Source organism: Xanthomonas sp. NCPPB 1067, from assembly GCF_020783795.1.
GTDB classification, from domain to species: domain Bacteria; phylum Pseudomonadota; class Gammaproteobacteria; order Xanthomonadales; family Xanthomonadaceae; genus Xanthomonas; species Xanthomonas melonis.
The window spans coordinates 1-16450 of the sequence record NZ_JAJGQG010000050.1; the positions used below are offsets into that span (position 1 = coordinate 1).

The following is a 16450-nucleotide window of genomic DNA, read 5'->3' on the forward strand; positions in this document are numbered from 1 at the left end:
GCGTTTCGCCATCCGTGAAGGCGGTCGTACCGTCGGCGCCGGCGTGGTTGCCAAGATCGTCAAGTAAGAAGCCTGCAATCCGGCGACTCTGGTCGCCGGATTCGCGCGAAAGGCGGGCCGGCTGAACCGCGGTCCGCCTTCGTTGTCTTGAGGGTGTGCGGTAACGAGTACATACGCCAGTAGCTCAATTGGCAGAGCAGCGGTCTCCAAAACCGCAGGTTGGGGGTTCGAGTCCCTCCTGGCGTGCCACTCCTCTTTCCGGCCCAGCGATTCGGGTCAGATCGGTAACTAGAGCCGGATGAATAGCAAAATCGAGCCTTCCAAGAGCGCGTCTGCTGCCAGCGCCGATGTCGTGAAATACGTGATCTCCGCAGCCCTGGTGGTGGCGGGGTTGTTCGTGTGGTTCTGGTTTGCCGCGCCCGAGCGCGCCACCCAGCTGGGAGCCTGGACGCCGCAGTTGCGCGCGCTGGCTGTCATCATCGGATTGGTAGCGGGTGCCTTCGTTTTCCTGGGCACCGGCAAAGGGCGCGAAACGCGCGAATTCCTGTCCGAGTCCCGGTTCGAGTTGCGCAAGGTGGTCTGGCCGACGCGCCAGGAAGCCATCCGCACCACCTGGGTCGTCATTGTTGTTGTGATCATTCTGAGTTTGCTGTTGGGCGGCTTCGATTTCGTCATCCAGAAGCTCACGCAGTGGTTCCTGGCTCGTTGAGGAGAATCAAGCAGTGAAGCGTTGGTATGTCGTTCACGCCTATTCAGGCTTCGAAAAATCTGTCGCGCAGGCGCTGCGCGATCGCATCGCGCGTACCGGGATGGAAGAGCGTTTCGGTGAAGTGCTGGTGCCGACCGAAGAGGTCATCGAAATGCGTGCGGGCCAGAAGCGCCGCTCCGAGCGCAAGTTCTTCCCCGGCTACGTGCTGGTGCAGATCGAGACGCACGAAGAAGCCGGTATTCCGCGCATCGACAACGAAAGCTGGCACCTGGTGAAGGAAACTTCCAAGGTCATGGGTTTCATCGGCGGCACGGCCGACCGCCCGTTGCCGATCCGCGACGAGGAAGCCGATGCGATCCTGCAGCGTGTGCAGGATGGCGTCGAGAAGCCGCGTCCCAAGGTGCTGTTCGAGCCGGGTCAGATGGTGCGGGTCACCGATGGTCCGTTCAACGACTTCAACGGCGTTGTCGAAGAGGTCAACTACGAGAAGAGCCGGCTGCGTGTGGCCGTCCTCATCTTCGGGCGCTCCACGCCGGTCGAGCTCGAGTTCGGCCAGGTCGAGAAGGGCTGATCGATTGGGGCGCCGTGCAGGCGCCCACTTCAAAATCCTGTTATCATGCGCGGCTCGCTCACCCGGCGAACCGCCGGGAAACAATGGCTGCCGCATGGCAGCCATCTGCGCGTGGTCGAAACGCGAAGCCGGGACGCGTGATTTTTCCGGTCCGATGGGGAGCCTGCGGTTCAGGCGCTAGCACCCGGAGAGTATTGAAATGGCTAAGAAAGTAGTTGCTTACATCAAGTTGCAGGTCAAGGCCGGTCAGGCCAATCCTGCGCCGCCGGTCGGCCCTGCCTTGGGTCAGCGCGGCCTGAACATCATGGAGTTCTGCAAGGCGTTCAATGCCGCGACCTCCAAGCTGGAGCCGGGCCTGCCGACGCCGGTGATCATCACCGCGTATTCGGATCGTACCTTCACCTTCGTCACCAAGAGCACCCCGGCCAGCGTGCTGCTCAAGAAGGCCGCAGGTGTGACCTCCGGCTCGAAGCGTCCCAACACCGACAAGGTGGGCAAGGTGACGCGCAAGCAGCTGGAAGAGATCGCCAAGGCCAAGGAAGCCGATCTGACGGCGGCCGAGCTGGAAGCGGCGGTTCGCACGATTGCGGGTTCTGCCCGCAGCATGGGTTTGACGGTGGAGGGCTAAGAGATGGCACAGAGCAAGCGCGTTAAGGCCATCACGGCCGCTGTCGTTCCGGGCAAGAGCTATGCCTTCGAAGACGCAATCAAGATCCTGAAGACTGCCACCAAGGCCAAGTTCGTCGAGTCCATCGACGTTGCCGTGCGCCTGGGCGTGGACGCCAAGAAGTCCGATCAGCAGGTGCGCGGTTCGACCGTGCTGCCGGCCGGTACCGGCAAGAGCGTGCGCGTGGCCGTGTTCGCACCGGCAGGTGCCAAGGCTGACGAGGCCCTGGCCGCCGGTGCCGAAGCAGTGGGTATGGACGATCTGGCCGAGAAGATGCAGGCCGGCGATCTGAACTACGACGTGGTCATCGCCACGCCGGACGCCATGCGCGTGGTCGGTAAGCTCGGCACCCTGCTGGGTCCGCGTGGTTTGATGCCGAACCCGAAGGTCGGCACCGTTTCGGCCAATCCGGGCGAAGCGGTCAAGAATGCCAAGTCGGGTCAGGTGCGCTACCGCACCGACAAGGCCGGCATCATCCACTGCACCATCGGCAAGGCCAGCTTCGACGACGAAGCGCTGAAGTCGAACCTGCAGGCGCTGCTGGGCGATCTGTTGAAGGCCAAGCCGGCGACCTCCAAGGGTACCTACCTGCAGAAGGTGTCGGTCAGCTCGACCATGGGTCCGGGCGTGACGGTCGACCAGTCGAGCCTGTCGCTGAAGTGATCGAACGCGTCGGGCGTCATGCGCCTGACGCATTCGGATAGTTGCATCGTTTTCCCGGCCCGGGCAACCGCGTGCTGGGAGTCCGTTCCCGCCCTTTGGGAAACGGACATTTTGAAGGCGATCGCCGGCACGTCCGGCGGTAGCCGTCAAAGACCGCAGGCGCGGTCAGCGCAGGTCGACGACGGGCAGGGATGCTCGCACTGGCAAGGAGTCGCCGTCGATGCAGCGGGATCGCTTAATCGGTTCGTTCTCGAACCGGCCGGCGTAGATGGTGTCGCCCTTCTGGAGTTTTTCTGGTTTACGCGCGTCTGGGACATCCCGGATCGAGCCCACTCCAGGTCTAGAACGGCCACCAATGGAACATCGGTCGATGTTCCCGGCTTCCAGGAAGGAGGCTGCCCTGGACCGCGACCGGCAGGAGCCGCGAGCGGAGTAGTTTGAAGCGGGGATTAGCGATTCGGCATTTGGGATTGGCAATGGCGGCGTGATCGCTGTGACCAATCCCGAGTCACCAATCACCAATCCCGGCTTTAACGGAGGAGTGCAATGGCTCTCAATCTGTCCCAGAAGCAAGACGTAGTCGCCGAGCTGGCAGACATCGCCGCCAAGGCCCACTCCCTGATCGCCGCCGAATACGCTGGCACCACGGTCTCCCAGATGACCGCGATGCGTAAGCAGGCCCGCGAAACCGGTGTGTTCTTGAAAGTTGTCAAGAACACCCTGGCCGTGCGTGCCGTCGAAGGTACCGAATTCGCTGTCGCGTCCGACAAGCTGGTTGGTCCTTTGGTGTATGCGTTTTCGATGGAGGAGCCCGGCGCTGCCGGTCGCCTGATCAAGGAATTCGCCAAGAGCAACGACAAGCTGCAGGCCAAGGTCGTGGCAATTGGCGGGGAACTGTTCCCGGCCAGCCATGTCGACGTGTTGGCCTCGCTGCCGACCCGTGACCAGGCCCTGGCCATGCTGGCTCGCGTGCTGTCCGAACCGGCTGCCATGTTCGCCCGTGCCGTCAAGGCCGTTGGCGAGAAGCAGGGTGGTGGCGAAGAAGCCGCCGCGCCGGCTGCCGAGACTGCCGAAGCTTGATGTCCTAGCGTTCGCTAGAACCCCAATCCAGAAACTCATTTAAAGGTAAACACAATGTCCCTTACCAACGAACAGATCGTCGACGCCATCGCCGAGAAGTCCCTGATGGAAGTGATGGAGCTGGTCAAGGCCATCGAAGACAAGTTCGGCGTCTCCGCCGCCGCCCCGGTCGCCGCTGCCGCTGCCGGCCCGGCTGCCGTGGTCGAAGAGCAGACCGAATTCAACGTGGTGCTGGTCAACTGCGGCGCCAACAAGGTCGGCGTCATCAAGGCCGTGCGCGGCGTGACCGGCCTGGGCCTGAAGGAAGCCAAGGATCTGACCGAAGCCGGTGGCATGCTGAAGGAAGGCGCCACCAAGGAAGAGGCAGAGAAGATCAAGAAGGAACTGACCGAAGCTGGTGCGACTGTCGAAATCAAGTAAGCAGCACCTTGCATCGCCTGCGTTGCATGGTGGTGCACTGAAGGCTGGGGGCGAGTAGCCCCCGGCCTTTGGCCGTTGATGGAAAGCCGGGATTTGAGAGTCGGCATTCGGGATTCGAAGGCAGCTTCGCCAATCCCCAATCTCGTCATCCCCAATCCTCGCTTCAACGAGTTGGTAGTTGGAAGTAGCGGGAGAAGGCGTGCTGGTGCCGGCAATACCAGCGACTTCCAACTGACAACTTGAATGTGAGTCCCTCACAAGAGCAGCGCACATCCATGTGCGCGGGTTCAGTTTTGTTATCTCAGGGCCGCCGCGATGTGGCCCCCGCAGCCTAGGGTGAAGACCTCATGACGTCTTATTCGTTCACCGAAAAAAAGCGCATCCGCAAGGACTTCGGCAAGCAGCGCTCGATCCTCGAAGTGCCGTTCCTGCTCGCCATCCAGGTGGATTCCTACCGCGAATTCCTGCAGGAAGACGTGGAGCCGACTAAGCGCAAGGACCTCGGTCTGCATGCCGCTCTGAAGTCGGTGTTCCCGATCTCCAGCTACAGCGGCAACGCTGCGCTCGAGTACGTGGGCTACAAGTTGGGCCAGCCGGTGTTTGACGAGCGTGAATGCCGTCAGCGTGGCATGAGCTATGGCGCGCCGCTGCGCGTGACCGTGCGCCTGGTGATCTACGACCGCGAGTCGTCGACCAAGGCCATCAAGTACGTGAAGGAGCAGGAGGTCTATCTCGGCGAAATCCCGCTGATGACCGGCAACGGTACCTTCATCGTCAACGGCACCGAGCGCGTGATCGTCTCGCAGCTGCATCGTTCGCCGGGCGTGTTCTTCGACCACGACCGCGGCAAGACGCACAGTTCGGGCAAGCTGCTGTACAGCGCCCGCATCATTCCTTACCGCGGCTCGTGGCTGGACTTCGAGTTCGACCCGAAGGACGCGCTGTTCACCCGTATCGACCGTCGCCGCAAGCTGCCGGTGTCGATCCTGCTGCGCGCGCTCGGTTACAGCAACGAAGAGATGCTGGCCGAGTTCTTCGAGATCAACACCTTCCACATCAACCCGGACGAAGGCGTACAGCTGGAGCTGGTGCCGGAGCGTCTGCGTGGCGAAACGCTGAACTTCGATCTGGCCGATGGCGACAAGGTCATCGTGGAAGCCGGCAAGCGCATCACCGCGCGTCACGTCAAGCAGCTGGAAGCCGCTGGCGTTGCCGCGCTGGCCGTGCCGGACGACTACCTGGTCGGCCGCATCCTTTCGCATGACGTGGTCGATGCCTCGACCGGCGAGCTGCTGGCCAACGCCAACGACGAAATCAGCGAAGACCAGCTGGCGGGCTTCCGCAAGGCTGGCGTCGACGCGGTCGGCACCCTGTGGGTGAACGATCTGGACCGTGGTCCGTACCTGTCCAACACCTTGCGCATCGATCCGACCAAGACGCAGCTGGAAGCGTTGGTCGAAATCTACCGCATGATGCGTCCGGGCGAGCCGCCGACCAAGGAAGCTGCGCAGAACCTGTTCCACAACCTGTTCTTCACCTTCGAGCGCTACGACCTGTCCACCGTCGGCCGCATGAAGTTCAACCGTCGCGTCGGCCGCAAGGAAGTGCTGGGCGAGTCGGTGCTGTACGACAAGAAGTATTTCGCCGAGCGCAACGACGAAGAGTCCAAGCGCCTGGTCGCCGAGCATGCCGACACCTCCGACATCCTGGAAGTGATCAAGGTGCTGACGGAGATCCGCAACGGTCGCGGTGTGGTCGATGACATCGACCACCTGGGCAACCGTCGCGTGCGTTCGGTCGGCGAAATGGCCGAGAACGTGTTCCGCGTGGGCCTGGTCCGCGTCGAGCGCGCGGTCAAGGAGCGCCTGTCGATGGCAGAGTCGGAAGGCCTGACCCCGCAGGAATTGATCAATGCCAAGCCGGTGGCTGCAGCGATCAAGGAATTCTTCGGCTCCTCGCAGCTGTCGCAGTTCATGGACCAGAACAACCCGCTGTCGGAAGTGACGCACAAGCGTCGCGTCTCCGCACTGGGCCCGGGCGGTCTGACCCGCGAGCGCGCCGGCTTCGAAGTGCGCGACGTGCACCCGACCCACTACGGCCGCGTTTGCACCATCGAAACGCCGGAAGGCCCGAACATCGGCCTGATCAACTCGCTGGCCGTGTTCGCCCGCACCAATCAGTACGGCTTCCTCGAGACGCCGTACCGTAAGGTGCTGGACGGCAAGGTGTCCGACGACGTCGAATACCTGTCGGCGATCGAAGAAAACGAGTACGTGATCGCCCAGGCGAATGCCTTGACCGATGCCAAGGGCACCTTGACCGAGCAGTTCGTGCCGTGCCGCTTCCAGGGCGAGTCGCTGCTGAAGCCGCCGGCGGAAGTGCACTTCATGGACGTCTCGCCGATGCAGACCGTGTCGGTCGCCGCGGCGCTGGTGCCGTTCCTCGAGCACGACGACGCCAACCGCGCGTTGATGGGCGCCAACATGCAGCGCCAGGCCGTGCCCACGCTGCGTTCGCAGAAGCCGCTGGTGGGTACCGGTATCGAGCGTGCGGTGGCGCGCGACTCGGGCGTGACCGTGAACGCGCTGCGTGGCGGCGTGATCGAGCAGATCGATGCGGCCCGTATCGTGGTCAAGGTCAACGAGTCGGAAATCGGCGGCGGCACCGATGCCGGCGTGGATATCTACAACCTGATCAAGTACACCCGCTCCAACCAGAACACCTGCATCAACCAGCGTCCGCTGGTGAATGTGGGCGACGTGATCGCGCGCGGCGACGTGCTGGCCGACGGCCCGTCCACCGATATCGGTGAGCTGGCGCTGGGTCAGAACATGCTGATCGCCTTCATGCCCTGGAACGGCTACAACTTCGAAGACTCCATCCTGCTCTCCGAGCGCGTGGTGGAAGAGGATCGCTACACTACGATCCACATCGAAGAACTGACCTGCGTTGCACGCGACACCAAGCTGGGACCGGAGGAAATTTCCGCCGACATCCCGAACGTGTCCGAGCAGGCTCTGAACCGTCTGGACGAGTCCGGCGTGGTGTACATCGGTGCGGAAGTGCGTGCCGGCGACATCATGGTCGGCAAGGTCACCCCGAAGGGCGAAAGCCAGCTGACTCCGGAAGAAAAGCTGCTGCGTGCGATCTTCGGCGAGAAGGCCTCCGACGTGAAGGACAGCTCGCTGCGCGTGCCCCCGGGCATGGACGGCACCGTCATCGACGTGCAGGTCTTCACCCGCGACGGCATCGAGAAGGACAAGCGTGCGCGGCAGATCGAAGAGTCCGAGATCAAGCGCGTCAAGAAGGACTTCGACGACCAGTTCCGCATCCTGGAAGCGGCCATCTACGCACGTCTGCGCTCGCAGATCGTGGGTAAGGTCGCCAACGGCGGGCCGAACCTGAAGAAGGGCGACAACGTCACCGACGCGTACCTGGACGGGCTGAAGAAGTCCGACTGGTTCCAGCTGCGCATGAAGGACGAGGACGCCGCCGACGCCATCGAACGCGCGCAGAAGCAGATCCAGGCGCACGAGAAGGAATTCGAGGCACGTTTTGCCGACAAGCGCGGCAAGATCACCCAGGGCGACGACCTCGCACCGGGTGTGCTGAAGATGGTCAAGGTGTTCCTGGCGGTGAAGCGCCGCATCCAGCCGGGCGACAAGATGGCAGGCCGCCACGGCAACAAGGGTGTGGTCTCCAACGTGGTGCCGGTCGAGGACATGCCGTACATGGCCACCGGCGAGCCGGTGGACATCGTGCTGAACCCGCTGGGCGTGCCGTCGCGTATGAACATCGGCCAGATTCTGGAAGTGCATCTGGGCTGGGCCGCCAAGGGCCTGGGTCGCAAGATCCAGCGCATGCTCGAAGCCCAGGCTGCCGTCAGCGAGCTGCGCAAGTTCCTCAACGACATCTACAACCACGATGGCGCGATCAACGCCGAACGCGTGGACCTGTCGCAGTTCAGCGATGAGGAACTGCTCAACCTGGGCAAGAACCTGGTCGACGGCGTCCCGATGGCCACCCCGGTGTTCGACGGTGCCAGCGAGGCGGAGATCAAGCGCATGCTGGAACTGGCCGATCTGCCGCAGAGCGGCCAGACCCAGCTGTTCGACGGTCGTACCGGTGAAGCGTTCGATCGCAAGACCACGGTCGGCTACATGCACTACCTGAAGTTGAACCACCTGGTCGACGACAAGATGCATGCCCGTTCCACCGGTCCGTACTCGCTCGTCACCCAGCAGCCGCTGGGCGGCAAGGCGCAGTTCGGCGGTCAGCGCTTCGGCGAAATGGAAGTCTGGGCGCTGGAAGCCTACGGCGCGGCCTACACCCTGCAGGAAATGCTGACGGTGAAGTCCGACGACGTGCAGGGCCGCAACCAGATGTACAAGAACATCGTCGATGGTGAGCACGAGATGGTCGCGGGCATGCCGGAATCCTTCAACGTGTTGGTGAAGGAAATCCGCTCGCTGGCGATCAACATGGAACTGGAAGAGTAAGCGCCGGGACCCGGGACACGGGACCGGGGACCCGGGAAGAGTAGGAGCCGAGCGCTCTTGATCTTCCGGGTCCCGGGTCCCGGGTCCCCGGTCCCGAACAGATCTCTGCGCGTTCCATCTCAGATACGAATTCCTCCGACCCGGAGATATCAAATGAAAGACCTGCTCAACCTCTTCAATCAGCAGCGCCAGACGCTGGATTTCGACGCGATCAAGATCGCGCTGGCGTCGCCGGACCTGATCCGTTCGTGGTCCTACGGCGAAGTGAAGAAGCCCGAAACCATCAACTACCGGACCTTCAAGCCCGAGCGTGACGGCCTGTTCTGCGCCGCCATCTTCGGACCGATCAAGGACTACGAGTGCCTGTGCGGCAAGTACAAGCGCATGAAGCACCGTGGCGTGGTCTGCGAGAAGTGCGGTACCGAAGTCACCCTGGCCAAGGTGCGCCGCGAGCGCATGGGTCACATCGACCTGGCCTCGCCGGTCGCGCATATCTGGTTCCTCAAGTCGCTGCCCTCGCGCATCGGCCTGATGCTGGACATGACCCTGCGCGACATCGAGCGCGTGCTGTACTTCGAAGCCTACGTGGTCACCGAGCCGGGCCTGACCCCGCTCGAGCGCCGCCAGCTGCTGACCGAAGAGCAGTACCTGACCGCACGCCAGGAGTACAACGACGATTTCGACGCCGCCATGGGCGCCGAGGCCGTGTACGAGCTGCTGCGCACGATCGACCTGCAGTCGGAAATGACCCGCCTGCGCGAGGAAATCGCCAGCACCGGTTCGGAAACCAAGCTCAAGCGCCTCACCAAGCGCATCAAGCTGATCGAAGCTTTCCTGGAATCGGGTAATCGTCCTGAGTGGATGGTCATGACCGTGTTGCCGGTGCTGCCGCCGGATCTGCGTCCGCTGGTGCCCCTGGATGGCGGCCGTTTCGCGACCTCGGATCTGAACGATCTGTACCGCCGCGTGATCAACCGCAACAACCGTCTGCGTCGCCTGCTGGAGCTCAACGCTCCGGACATCATCGTGCGCAACGAAAAGCGCATGCTGCAGGAATCGGTCGATGCGCTGCTGGACAACGGCCGTCGCGGCCGTGCCATCACCGGCACCAACAAGCGTCCGCTGAAGTCGCTGGCCGACATGATCAAGGGCAAGCAGGGCCGGTTCCGTCAGAACCTGCTCGGCAAGCGCGTGGACTACTCCGGCCGTTCGGTCATCACCGTCGGTCCGTACCTGAAGCTGCACCAGTGCGGCCTGCCGAAGAAGATGGCGCTGGAGCTGTTCAAGCCGTTCGTGTTCGCCAAGCTGCAGCGTCGCGGTCTGGCCACCACCATCAAGGCCGCCAAGAAGCTGGTCGAGCGCGAAGAAGCCGAAGTCTGGGACATCCTGGAAGAGGTGATTCGCGAGCATCCGGTGCTGTTGAACCGTGCGCCGACCCTGCATCGTCTGGGCATCCAGGCGTTCGAGCCGGTGTTGATCGAAGGCAAGGCCATCCAGCTGCATCCGCTGGTCTGTACAGCCTTCAACGCCGACTTCGACGGCGACCAGATGGCCGTCCACGTGCCGCTCTCGCTGGAAGCTCAGCTGGAAGCGCGTGCGCTGATGATGTCCACCAACAACATCCTGTCGCCGGCCAACGGCGAGCCGATCATCGTGCCGTCGCAGGACGTGGTGTTGGGCCTGTACTACATGAGCCGCGCCCTCGAGAACAAGAAGGGCGAAGGCATGGTGTTCGCCAACACCAGCGAAGTGAAGCGCGCCTACGACAACCGCGTGGTCGAACTGCATGCCAAGGTCAAGGTCCGCATCACCCAGGTGGACATCGACGCCGCCGACGGCAAGCGCACCACCGGCACCTCGATCGTGGAGACCACGGTCGGCCGCGCGCTGCTGAGCGAGATCCTGCCCGAAGGCCTGCCGTTCCAGCTGGCCAACACCGAGATGACCAAGAAGAACATCTCGCGTCTGATCAACTCCAGCTATCGTCTGCTGGGCTTGAAGGACACCGTCGTGTTCGCCGACAAGCTGATGTACACCGGCTACGCCTACGCGACCCGTGCAGGTGTGTCGATCGGCATCGACGACATGCTGATCCCGGACGAGAAGAAGGGCATCCTCACCGAGGCCGAAGCCGAAGTGCTGGAAATCCAGGAGCAGTATCAGTCCGGTCTGGTCACCGCCGGCGAGCGCTACAACAAGGTCGTGGACATCTGGTCGCGCACCAACGAACGCATCGCCAAGGCGATGATGGACACCATCGGTACCGAAAAGGTCGAGAACGCCAAGGGCGAGACCATCGATCAGAAGTCGATGAACTCGCTGTACATCATGGCCGACTCCGGTGCGCGTGGTAGCCAGGCGCAGATCCGTCAGCTGGCCGGTATGCGCGGCCTGATGGCGCGTCCGGACGGCTCGATCATTGAAACGCCCATCAAGGCGAACTTCCGCGAAGGCCTGAACGTGCAGGAGTACTTCAACTCCACGCACGGCGCGCGTAAGGGTCTGGCCGATACCGCGCTGAAGACGGCGAACTCGGGTTACCTGACCCGTCGTCTGGTCGACGTGGCGCAGGACGTGGTGATCACCGAAGTCGATTGCGGCACCACCGAGGGGTTGATCATGACCCCGATCGTGGAAGGTGGCGACGTGGTCGAGCCGTTGCGCGAGCGCGTGCTGGGCCGTGTGGTGGCCGAGGACGTCTACCTGCCGGGCAACGACGAAGAGCCGATCGTCACCCGCAACACGCTGCTGGACGAAGCCTGGGTCGCCAAGCTCGAAGACGCCAGCGTGCAGTCGGTGAAGGTGCGTTCGACCATCAGCTGCGAGTCGTCGTTCGGCGTGTGCGCACGCTGCTACGGTCGCGATCTGGCGCGCGGTCACCTGGTCAACATCGGTGAAGCGGTCGGCGTCATCGCCGCGCAGTCCATCGGTGAGCCGGGTACCCAGCTGACCATGCGTACGTTCCACATCGGTGGTGCGGCGTCGCGTGCGGCGGCAGTGGACAACATCACGGTTAAGACCACCGGTTCGATCAAGTTCAACAACCTGAAGTCGGTCGAGCACGCCAATGGTTCGCTGGTCGCGGTGTCGCGCTCGGGCGAATTGTCGGTGCTCGACGGCCACGGTCGCGAGCGCGAGCGCTACAAGCTGCCGTACGGCGCCACCATCACCGCCAAGGACGGTGATGCGGTCAAGGCCGGGCAGGGCGTGGCCAACTGGGATCCGCATAACCATCCGATCGTGTCGGAAGTGGCCGGTTTCATCCGTTTCATCGACTTCGTCGACGGCGTCACCGTCATCGAGAAGACCGACGAACTGACCGGTCTGGCGTCGCGCGAAATCACCGATCCGAAGCGTCGTGGTGCGCAGGCCAAGGAACTGCGGCCGATCGTGCGCATCGTCGATGGCAAGGGCAACGATCTGACCATCCCGGGCACCGATCTGCCGGCGCAGTACCTGCTGCCGCCGCGCTCGATCGTCAACCTGCAGGACGGCGCGGCCGTCGGTGTGGGCGACGTGGTGGCGAAGATCCCGCAGGAAGCGTCCAAGACCCGCGACATCACTGGTGGTCTGCCGCGCGTGGCCGACCTGTTCGAAGCGCGCAAGCCGAAGGATCCGGCGATCCTGGCCGAGCGTTCGGGCATCATCAGCTTCGGTAAGGACACCAAGGGCAAGCAGCGCCTGATCATCAAGGACACCGATGGTTCGGAACACGAAGAGCTGATTCCCAAGTATCGCCAGATCATCGTGTTCGAAGGCGAGCACGTGACCAAGGGCGAGACCGTGGTGGATGGCGAGCCGAGCCCGCAGGACATCCTGCGTCTGCTGGGTGTCGAGCCGCTGGCTGCGTATCTGGTCAAGGAAATCCAGGACGTGTACCGCCTGCAGGGCGTGAAGATCAACGACAAGCACATCGAAGTGATCACGCGTCAGATGCTGCGCAAGGTCGAGATCGTCGATCAGGGCAACAGCAAGTTCCTCAATGGTGAGCAGGTCGAGCGCCAGCGCGTCATCGAGGAAAATGCACGCCTGACCACGCGCTCGGAGCTGCCGGCCAAGTACGACCCGGTGCTGCTGGGTATCACCAAGGCCTCGCTGGCCACCGAGTCGTTCATTTCGGCGGCGTCGTTCCAGGAGACCACGCGCGTGTTGACCGAGGCTGCTGTGCGCGGTACCCGCGACAGCCTGCGCGGTCTGAAGGAGAACGTGATCGTGGGCCGGCTGATCCCGGCCGGTACCGGCCTGGCGTACCACGCCAGCCGTCGCAAGGCTTCGGGTCTGACCGACTCGGAAATGGAAACGCTGTCGGGCAAGCCCGCAGTGGCCGAACCGGTCGCAACTGCGGCCGACGCTGGCGCGGACGAGGAGTAAGCGCTCCGATGGCGATCGCAAGATCGGCATAAGCCAGGCGAAAAGGAGGGCAGGAGGCCCTCCGTTTTCCGGTCCGGGATGGGCCAGCAGAGTTGGATTTCCGTGAAGTTGACGGAGTTTTGCCCTGCCAGCTATACTTCTCTGTCTCGGTGGGCCGTTTTGCGGCCTGCCTTCGTGTTCATGCAAGGCCGTTTCGGCCTCCAATCAGAAGAATCGACTGATGGCAACGATCAATCAGCTGGTCCGCAAGCCCCGGCAGGCGACCACCTACAAGAGTGCCTCTCCGGCACTGGACAAGTGTCCGCAGCGCCGCGGCGTCTGCACACGCGTCTACACCACCACCCCGAAGAAGCCGAACTCGGCCCTGCGTAAGGTCGCCAAGGTGCGCCTGACGAATCAGGAAGAGGTCATCAGCTACATCGGCGGTGAAGGCCACAACCTGCAGGAGCACTCCGTGGTCCTGATTCGTGGTGGTCGCGTCAAGGATCTCCCCGGTGTGCGTTATCACACCGTCCGTGGTTCGCTGGACGCCGCCGGCGTCGCAAAGCGCCGTCAAGGTCGTTCCAAGTACGGCGCCAAGCGCCCGAAGAGCTAAGGAAACACTCAAATGTCCCGTAAAGGTTCTACTCCGCAGCGCACCGTCCTGCCTGATCCCAAGCATGGCAGCGAAACCATTGCCCGCTTCATCAACATGGTGATGCAAAGTGGCAAGAAGTCGGTTGCTGAGAAAATTGTCTATGGCGCAATGGACGTCATTGGCGAAAAGAATCCGAATGCCGTCGAGCTGGTGCAGAAAGCACTGGACAACGTGGCCCCGGCTGTCGAAGTCAAATCGCGTCGCGTCGGTGGTGCTACCTATCAGGTGCCCGTCGAAGTGCGCTCCTCCCGTCGCATGGCGCTGGCAATGCGCTGGTTGATCGATTCCGCGCGCAAGCGTGGCGAGAACACCATGCCGCGCAAGCTGGCTGCAGAACTGTTGGACGCCTCGGAAAGCCGCGGCGGCGCGATCAAGAAGCGCGAAGAGACGCACCGTATGGCGGAAGCGAACAAGGCGTTCGCACACTACCGCTGGTGACCTCGGGGGCCTTGGTAACGGGGCCCTTCAGCACCACTGAGTGCTGTTTGCGACGCGATCAGCGTCGCATTCAATCCGAAGGCCGCCGAAAGGCGGCGTTCGGCCATCCGAAATCCAAGAAATTGAGAGGCTCCCCGTGGCCCGTACCACCCCTATCGAGCGTTACCGCAACTTCGGCATCATGGCCCACATCGATGCCGGCAAGACCACCACGTCCGAACGCATCCTGTTCTACACCGGTGTCAGTCACAAGATCGGCGAAGTCCATGACGGCGCTGCGGTGATGGACTGGATGGAGCAGGAGCAGGAGCGTGGCATCACCATCACCTCCGCTGCGACCACCGCCTTCTGGACGGGTATGGACAAGTCCATGCCGCAGCACCGCTTCAACATCATCGACACCCCCGGGCACGTGGACTTCACCATCGAAGTCGAGCGTTCGCTGCGCGTGCTCGACGGTGCGGTGTTCGTGTTGTGCGCCGTCGGCGGCGTGCAGCCGCAGTCGGAGACCGTGTGGCGCCAGGCCAACAAGTACTCCGTGCCGCGCATGGCCTTCGTCAACAAGATGGACCGTACCGGCGCCAACTTCGACAAGGTCGTCGAGCAGCTGAAGGCCCGTCTGGGTGCCTATGCCGTGCCGATGCAGGTGCCGATCGGTGCCGAAGACGGCTTCGAGGGTGTGGTCGATCTGTTGAAGATGAAGGCCATTCACTGGGATTCCGCTTCGCAGGGCACCACGTTCGAATACCGCGACATCCCGGCCGATCTGGTCGATGTGGCGACCGAGGCGCGTTCGTTCATGGTGGAGGCGGCTGCGGAAGCCAGCGAAGCCCTGATGGACAAGTACCTCAACGAAGGCGACCTGAGCGAAGAGGAGATCCTGTCGGGCCTGCGCGAGCGCACCCTGAAGGTCGAGATCGTGCCGGTGTTCTGTGGCTCGGCGTTCAAGAACAAGGGCGTGCAGGCCATGCTCGACGGCGTGGTGCACCTGCTGCCGTCGCCGGCCGACCGTCCGCCGGTCCAGGGTATCGATGAGGACGAAAAGGAAGACACCCGTCCGGCAACCGATACCGCGCCGTTCTCGGCGTTGGCATTCAAGATCATGACCGACCCGTTCGTGGGTTCGCTGACGTTCTTCCGTGTCTATTCGGGCACGCTGAACTCCGGCGACCAGGTCTACAACCCGGTCAAGTCGAAGAAGGAGCGCGTGGGCCGCATCCTGCAGATGCACTCCAACAATCGCGAAGAGATCAAGGAAGTGCGCGCGGGCGATATCGCTGCCGCGGTGGGTCTGAAGGACGTCACCACCGGCGACACCCTGTGCGCGCAGGACAAGATCATCACCCTGGAACGCATGGTGTTCCCGGAGCCGGTGATCTCGATGGCGGTGGAGCCGAAGACCAAATCGGACCAGGAAAAGATGGGCATGGCCCTGGGCCGTCTGGCGCAGGAAGATCCCTCGTTCCGCGTCAAGACCGACGAAGAATCCGGCCAGACCATCATCTCGGGCATGGGCGAACTGCACCTGGACATCATCGTCGACCGCATGCGTCGCGAGTTCAATGTCGAGGCCAACGTCGGCAAGCCGCAGGTGGCCTACCGCGAAACCATCCGCAAGGCCGACGTCAAGTCCGACTACAAGCACGCCAAGCAGTCCGGTGGTAAGGGTCAGTATGGCCACGTGGTGATCGAGCTGTCGCCGATGACCGAGGAAGATCGCAAGAGCGACAACGTCAAGGACGATTTCCTCTTCATCAACGACATCACCGGCGGCATTATTCCGAAGGAATTCATCCCCTCGGTCGAAAAGGGTCTGCGCGAGACCATCACCAGTGGTCCGATCGCCGGCTTCCCGGTCGTGGGCGTGAAGGTCAAGTTGGTGTTCGGTTCGTACCACGACGTCGACTCCTCGGAAATGGCGTTCAAGCTGGCCGCGTCGATGGCGTTCAAGCAGGGCTTTGCGAAAGCCAGCCCGGTGTTGCTGGAGCCGATCATGAAGGTCGAAATCGTCAGCCCCGAGGATTACCTGGGTGACGTGATGGGCGACGTGAGCCGCCGTCGCGGCGTGTTGCAGGGTCAGGACGACAGCCCGTCGGGCAAGATCATCAATGCGATGATCCCGCTGGGTGAAATGTTCGGCTATGCGACCTCGCTGCGCTCGATGAGCCAGGGGCGCGCCACGTTCTCGATGGAATTCGACCATTACGAAGAGGCGCCGGCCAACATCGCCGACGCCGTCACCAAGAAGGGCTGAGTTCGCTCAGCCGCTTCAAAAATTTTCCAATTAGAGGTAGCAAGTCATGGCAAAAGCTAAATTCGAGCGCACCAAGCCGCACGTGAACGTCGGCACCATCGGTCACGTCGACCATGGCAAGACCACGTTGACAGCTGCGCT

Annotated in this window: 12 protein-coding genes, 1 tRNA gene and 1 pseudogene; all 14 read left to right on the top strand. The window is 62.7% G+C overall.

Going from position 1 to position 16450, the window contains the following annotated elements; translation table 11 throughout:
- Positions 1-67: pseudogene (locus LL962_RS20455) on the top strand (hypothetical protein); the annotation flags it as partial.
- Between the two features lie 106 nt (positions 68-173).
- A tRNA-Trp gene (locus LL962_RS20460) sits at positions 174-249 on the top strand.
- Positions 250-298: 49 nt separating this feature from the next.
- Entirely contained in the window at positions 299-709 is a 411-nt protein-coding gene (secE, locus tag LL962_RS20465) for a preprotein translocase subunit SecE (RefSeq protein WP_228318243.1), read from the top strand.
- Positions 710-722: 13 nt separating this feature from the next.
- On the top strand, positions 723-1280 hold the full coding sequence (gene nusG, locus LL962_RS20470) for a transcription termination/antitermination protein NusG (protein WP_104588955.1): 558 nt from the start codon (positions 723-725) through the stop codon (positions 1278-1280).
- A gap of 199 nt (positions 1281-1479) precedes the next feature.
- Positions 1480-1908: a 50S ribosomal protein L11 gene (gene rplK, locus LL962_RS20475; protein WP_104588956.1), complete on the top strand. Its 429-nt coding sequence runs from the start codon at positions 1480-1482 to the stop codon at positions 1906-1908.
- A gap of 3 nt (positions 1909-1911) precedes the next feature.
- Positions 1912-2610, top strand: coding sequence for a 50S ribosomal protein L1 (gene rplA / locus LL962_RS20480; protein ID WP_104588957.1), 699 nt, complete (start codon positions 1912-1914; stop codon positions 2608-2610).
- Between the two features lie 546 nt (positions 2611-3156).
- Positions 3157-3690: a 50S ribosomal protein L10 gene (gene rplJ / locus LL962_RS20485; RefSeq protein WP_104588958.1), complete on the top strand. Its 534-nt coding sequence runs from the start codon at positions 3157-3159 to the stop codon at positions 3688-3690.
- Between the two features lie 54 nt (positions 3691-3744).
- Positions 3745-4110, top strand: coding sequence for a 50S ribosomal protein L7/L12 (rplL, locus tag LL962_RS20490; RefSeq protein ID WP_104588959.1), 366 nt, complete (start codon positions 3745-3747; stop codon positions 4108-4110).
- A gap of 347 nt (positions 4111-4457) precedes the next feature.
- Positions 4458-8609 (top strand): DNA-directed RNA polymerase subunit beta, encoded by a 4152-nt coding sequence (gene rpoB, locus LL962_RS20495; RefSeq protein WP_104588960.1) that lies wholly within the window; start codon positions 4458-4460, stop codon positions 8607-8609.
- 153 nt (positions 8610-8762) lie between these two features.
- Complete coding sequence (gene rpoC, locus LL962_RS20500) at positions 8763-12980, top strand: DNA-directed RNA polymerase subunit beta' (RefSeq protein ID WP_104588961.1); 4218 nt, start codon at positions 8763-8765, stop codon at positions 12978-12980.
- A gap of 220 nt (positions 12981-13200) precedes the next feature.
- Complete coding sequence (gene rpsL, locus LL962_RS20505) at positions 13201-13575, top strand: 30S ribosomal protein S12 (protein ID WP_003469157.1); 375 nt, start codon at positions 13201-13203, stop codon at positions 13573-13575.
- Positions 13576-13587: 12 nt separating this feature from the next.
- The gene (rpsG, locus tag LL962_RS20510) at positions 13588-14055 is read left to right on the top strand and encodes a 30S ribosomal protein S7 (protein WP_005993356.1); all 468 of its coding nucleotides are present in this window, start codon (positions 13588-13590) and stop codon (positions 14053-14055) included.
- A gap of 136 nt (positions 14056-14191) precedes the next feature.
- Positions 14192-16309: an elongation factor G gene (gene fusA / locus LL962_RS20515; RefSeq protein WP_228318244.1), complete on the top strand. Its 2118-nt coding sequence runs from the start codon at positions 14192-14194 to the stop codon at positions 16307-16309.
- A 46-nt stretch (positions 16310-16355) separates the two neighbouring features.
- A partial coding sequence (locus tag LL962_RS20520; protein ID WP_033013367.1) for a GTP-binding protein occupies positions 16356-16450 on the top strand: 95 nt, incomplete at its 3' end.

What these genes read in the sequence shown, in the direction of transcription:
- secE (WP_228318243.1), top strand. Translation starts at nt 299, where the DNA reads ATGAATAGCAAAATCGAGCCTTCCAAGAGCGCGTCTGCTGCCAGCGCC.
- rplK (WP_104588956.1), top strand. Translation starts at nt 1,480, where the DNA reads ATGGCTAAGAAAGTAGTTGCTTACATCAAGTTGCAGGTCAAGGCCGGT.
- rplA (WP_104588957.1), top strand. Translation starts at nt 1,912, where the DNA reads ATGGCACAGAGCAAGCGCGTTAAGGCCATCACGGCCGCTGTCGTTCCG.
- rplJ (WP_104588958.1), top strand. Translation starts at nt 3,157, where the DNA reads ATGGCTCTCAATCTGTCCCAGAAGCAAGACGTAGTCGCCGAGCTGGCA.
- rplL (WP_104588959.1), top strand. Translation starts at nt 3,745, where the DNA reads ATGTCCCTTACCAACGAACAGATCGTCGACGCCATCGCCGAGAAGTCC.
- rpoB (WP_104588960.1), top strand. Translation starts at nt 4,458, where the DNA reads ATGACGTCTTATTCGTTCACCGAAAAAAAGCGCATCCGCAAGGACTTC.
- rpoC (WP_104588961.1), top strand. Translation starts at nt 8,763, where the DNA reads ATGAAAGACCTGCTCAACCTCTTCAATCAGCAGCGCCAGACGCTGGAT.
- rpsL (WP_003469157.1), top strand. Translation starts at nt 13,201, where the DNA reads ATGGCAACGATCAATCAGCTGGTCCGCAAGCCCCGGCAGGCGACCACC.
- rpsG (WP_005993356.1), top strand. Translation starts at nt 13,588, where the DNA reads ATGTCCCGTAAAGGTTCTACTCCGCAGCGCACCGTCCTGCCTGATCCC.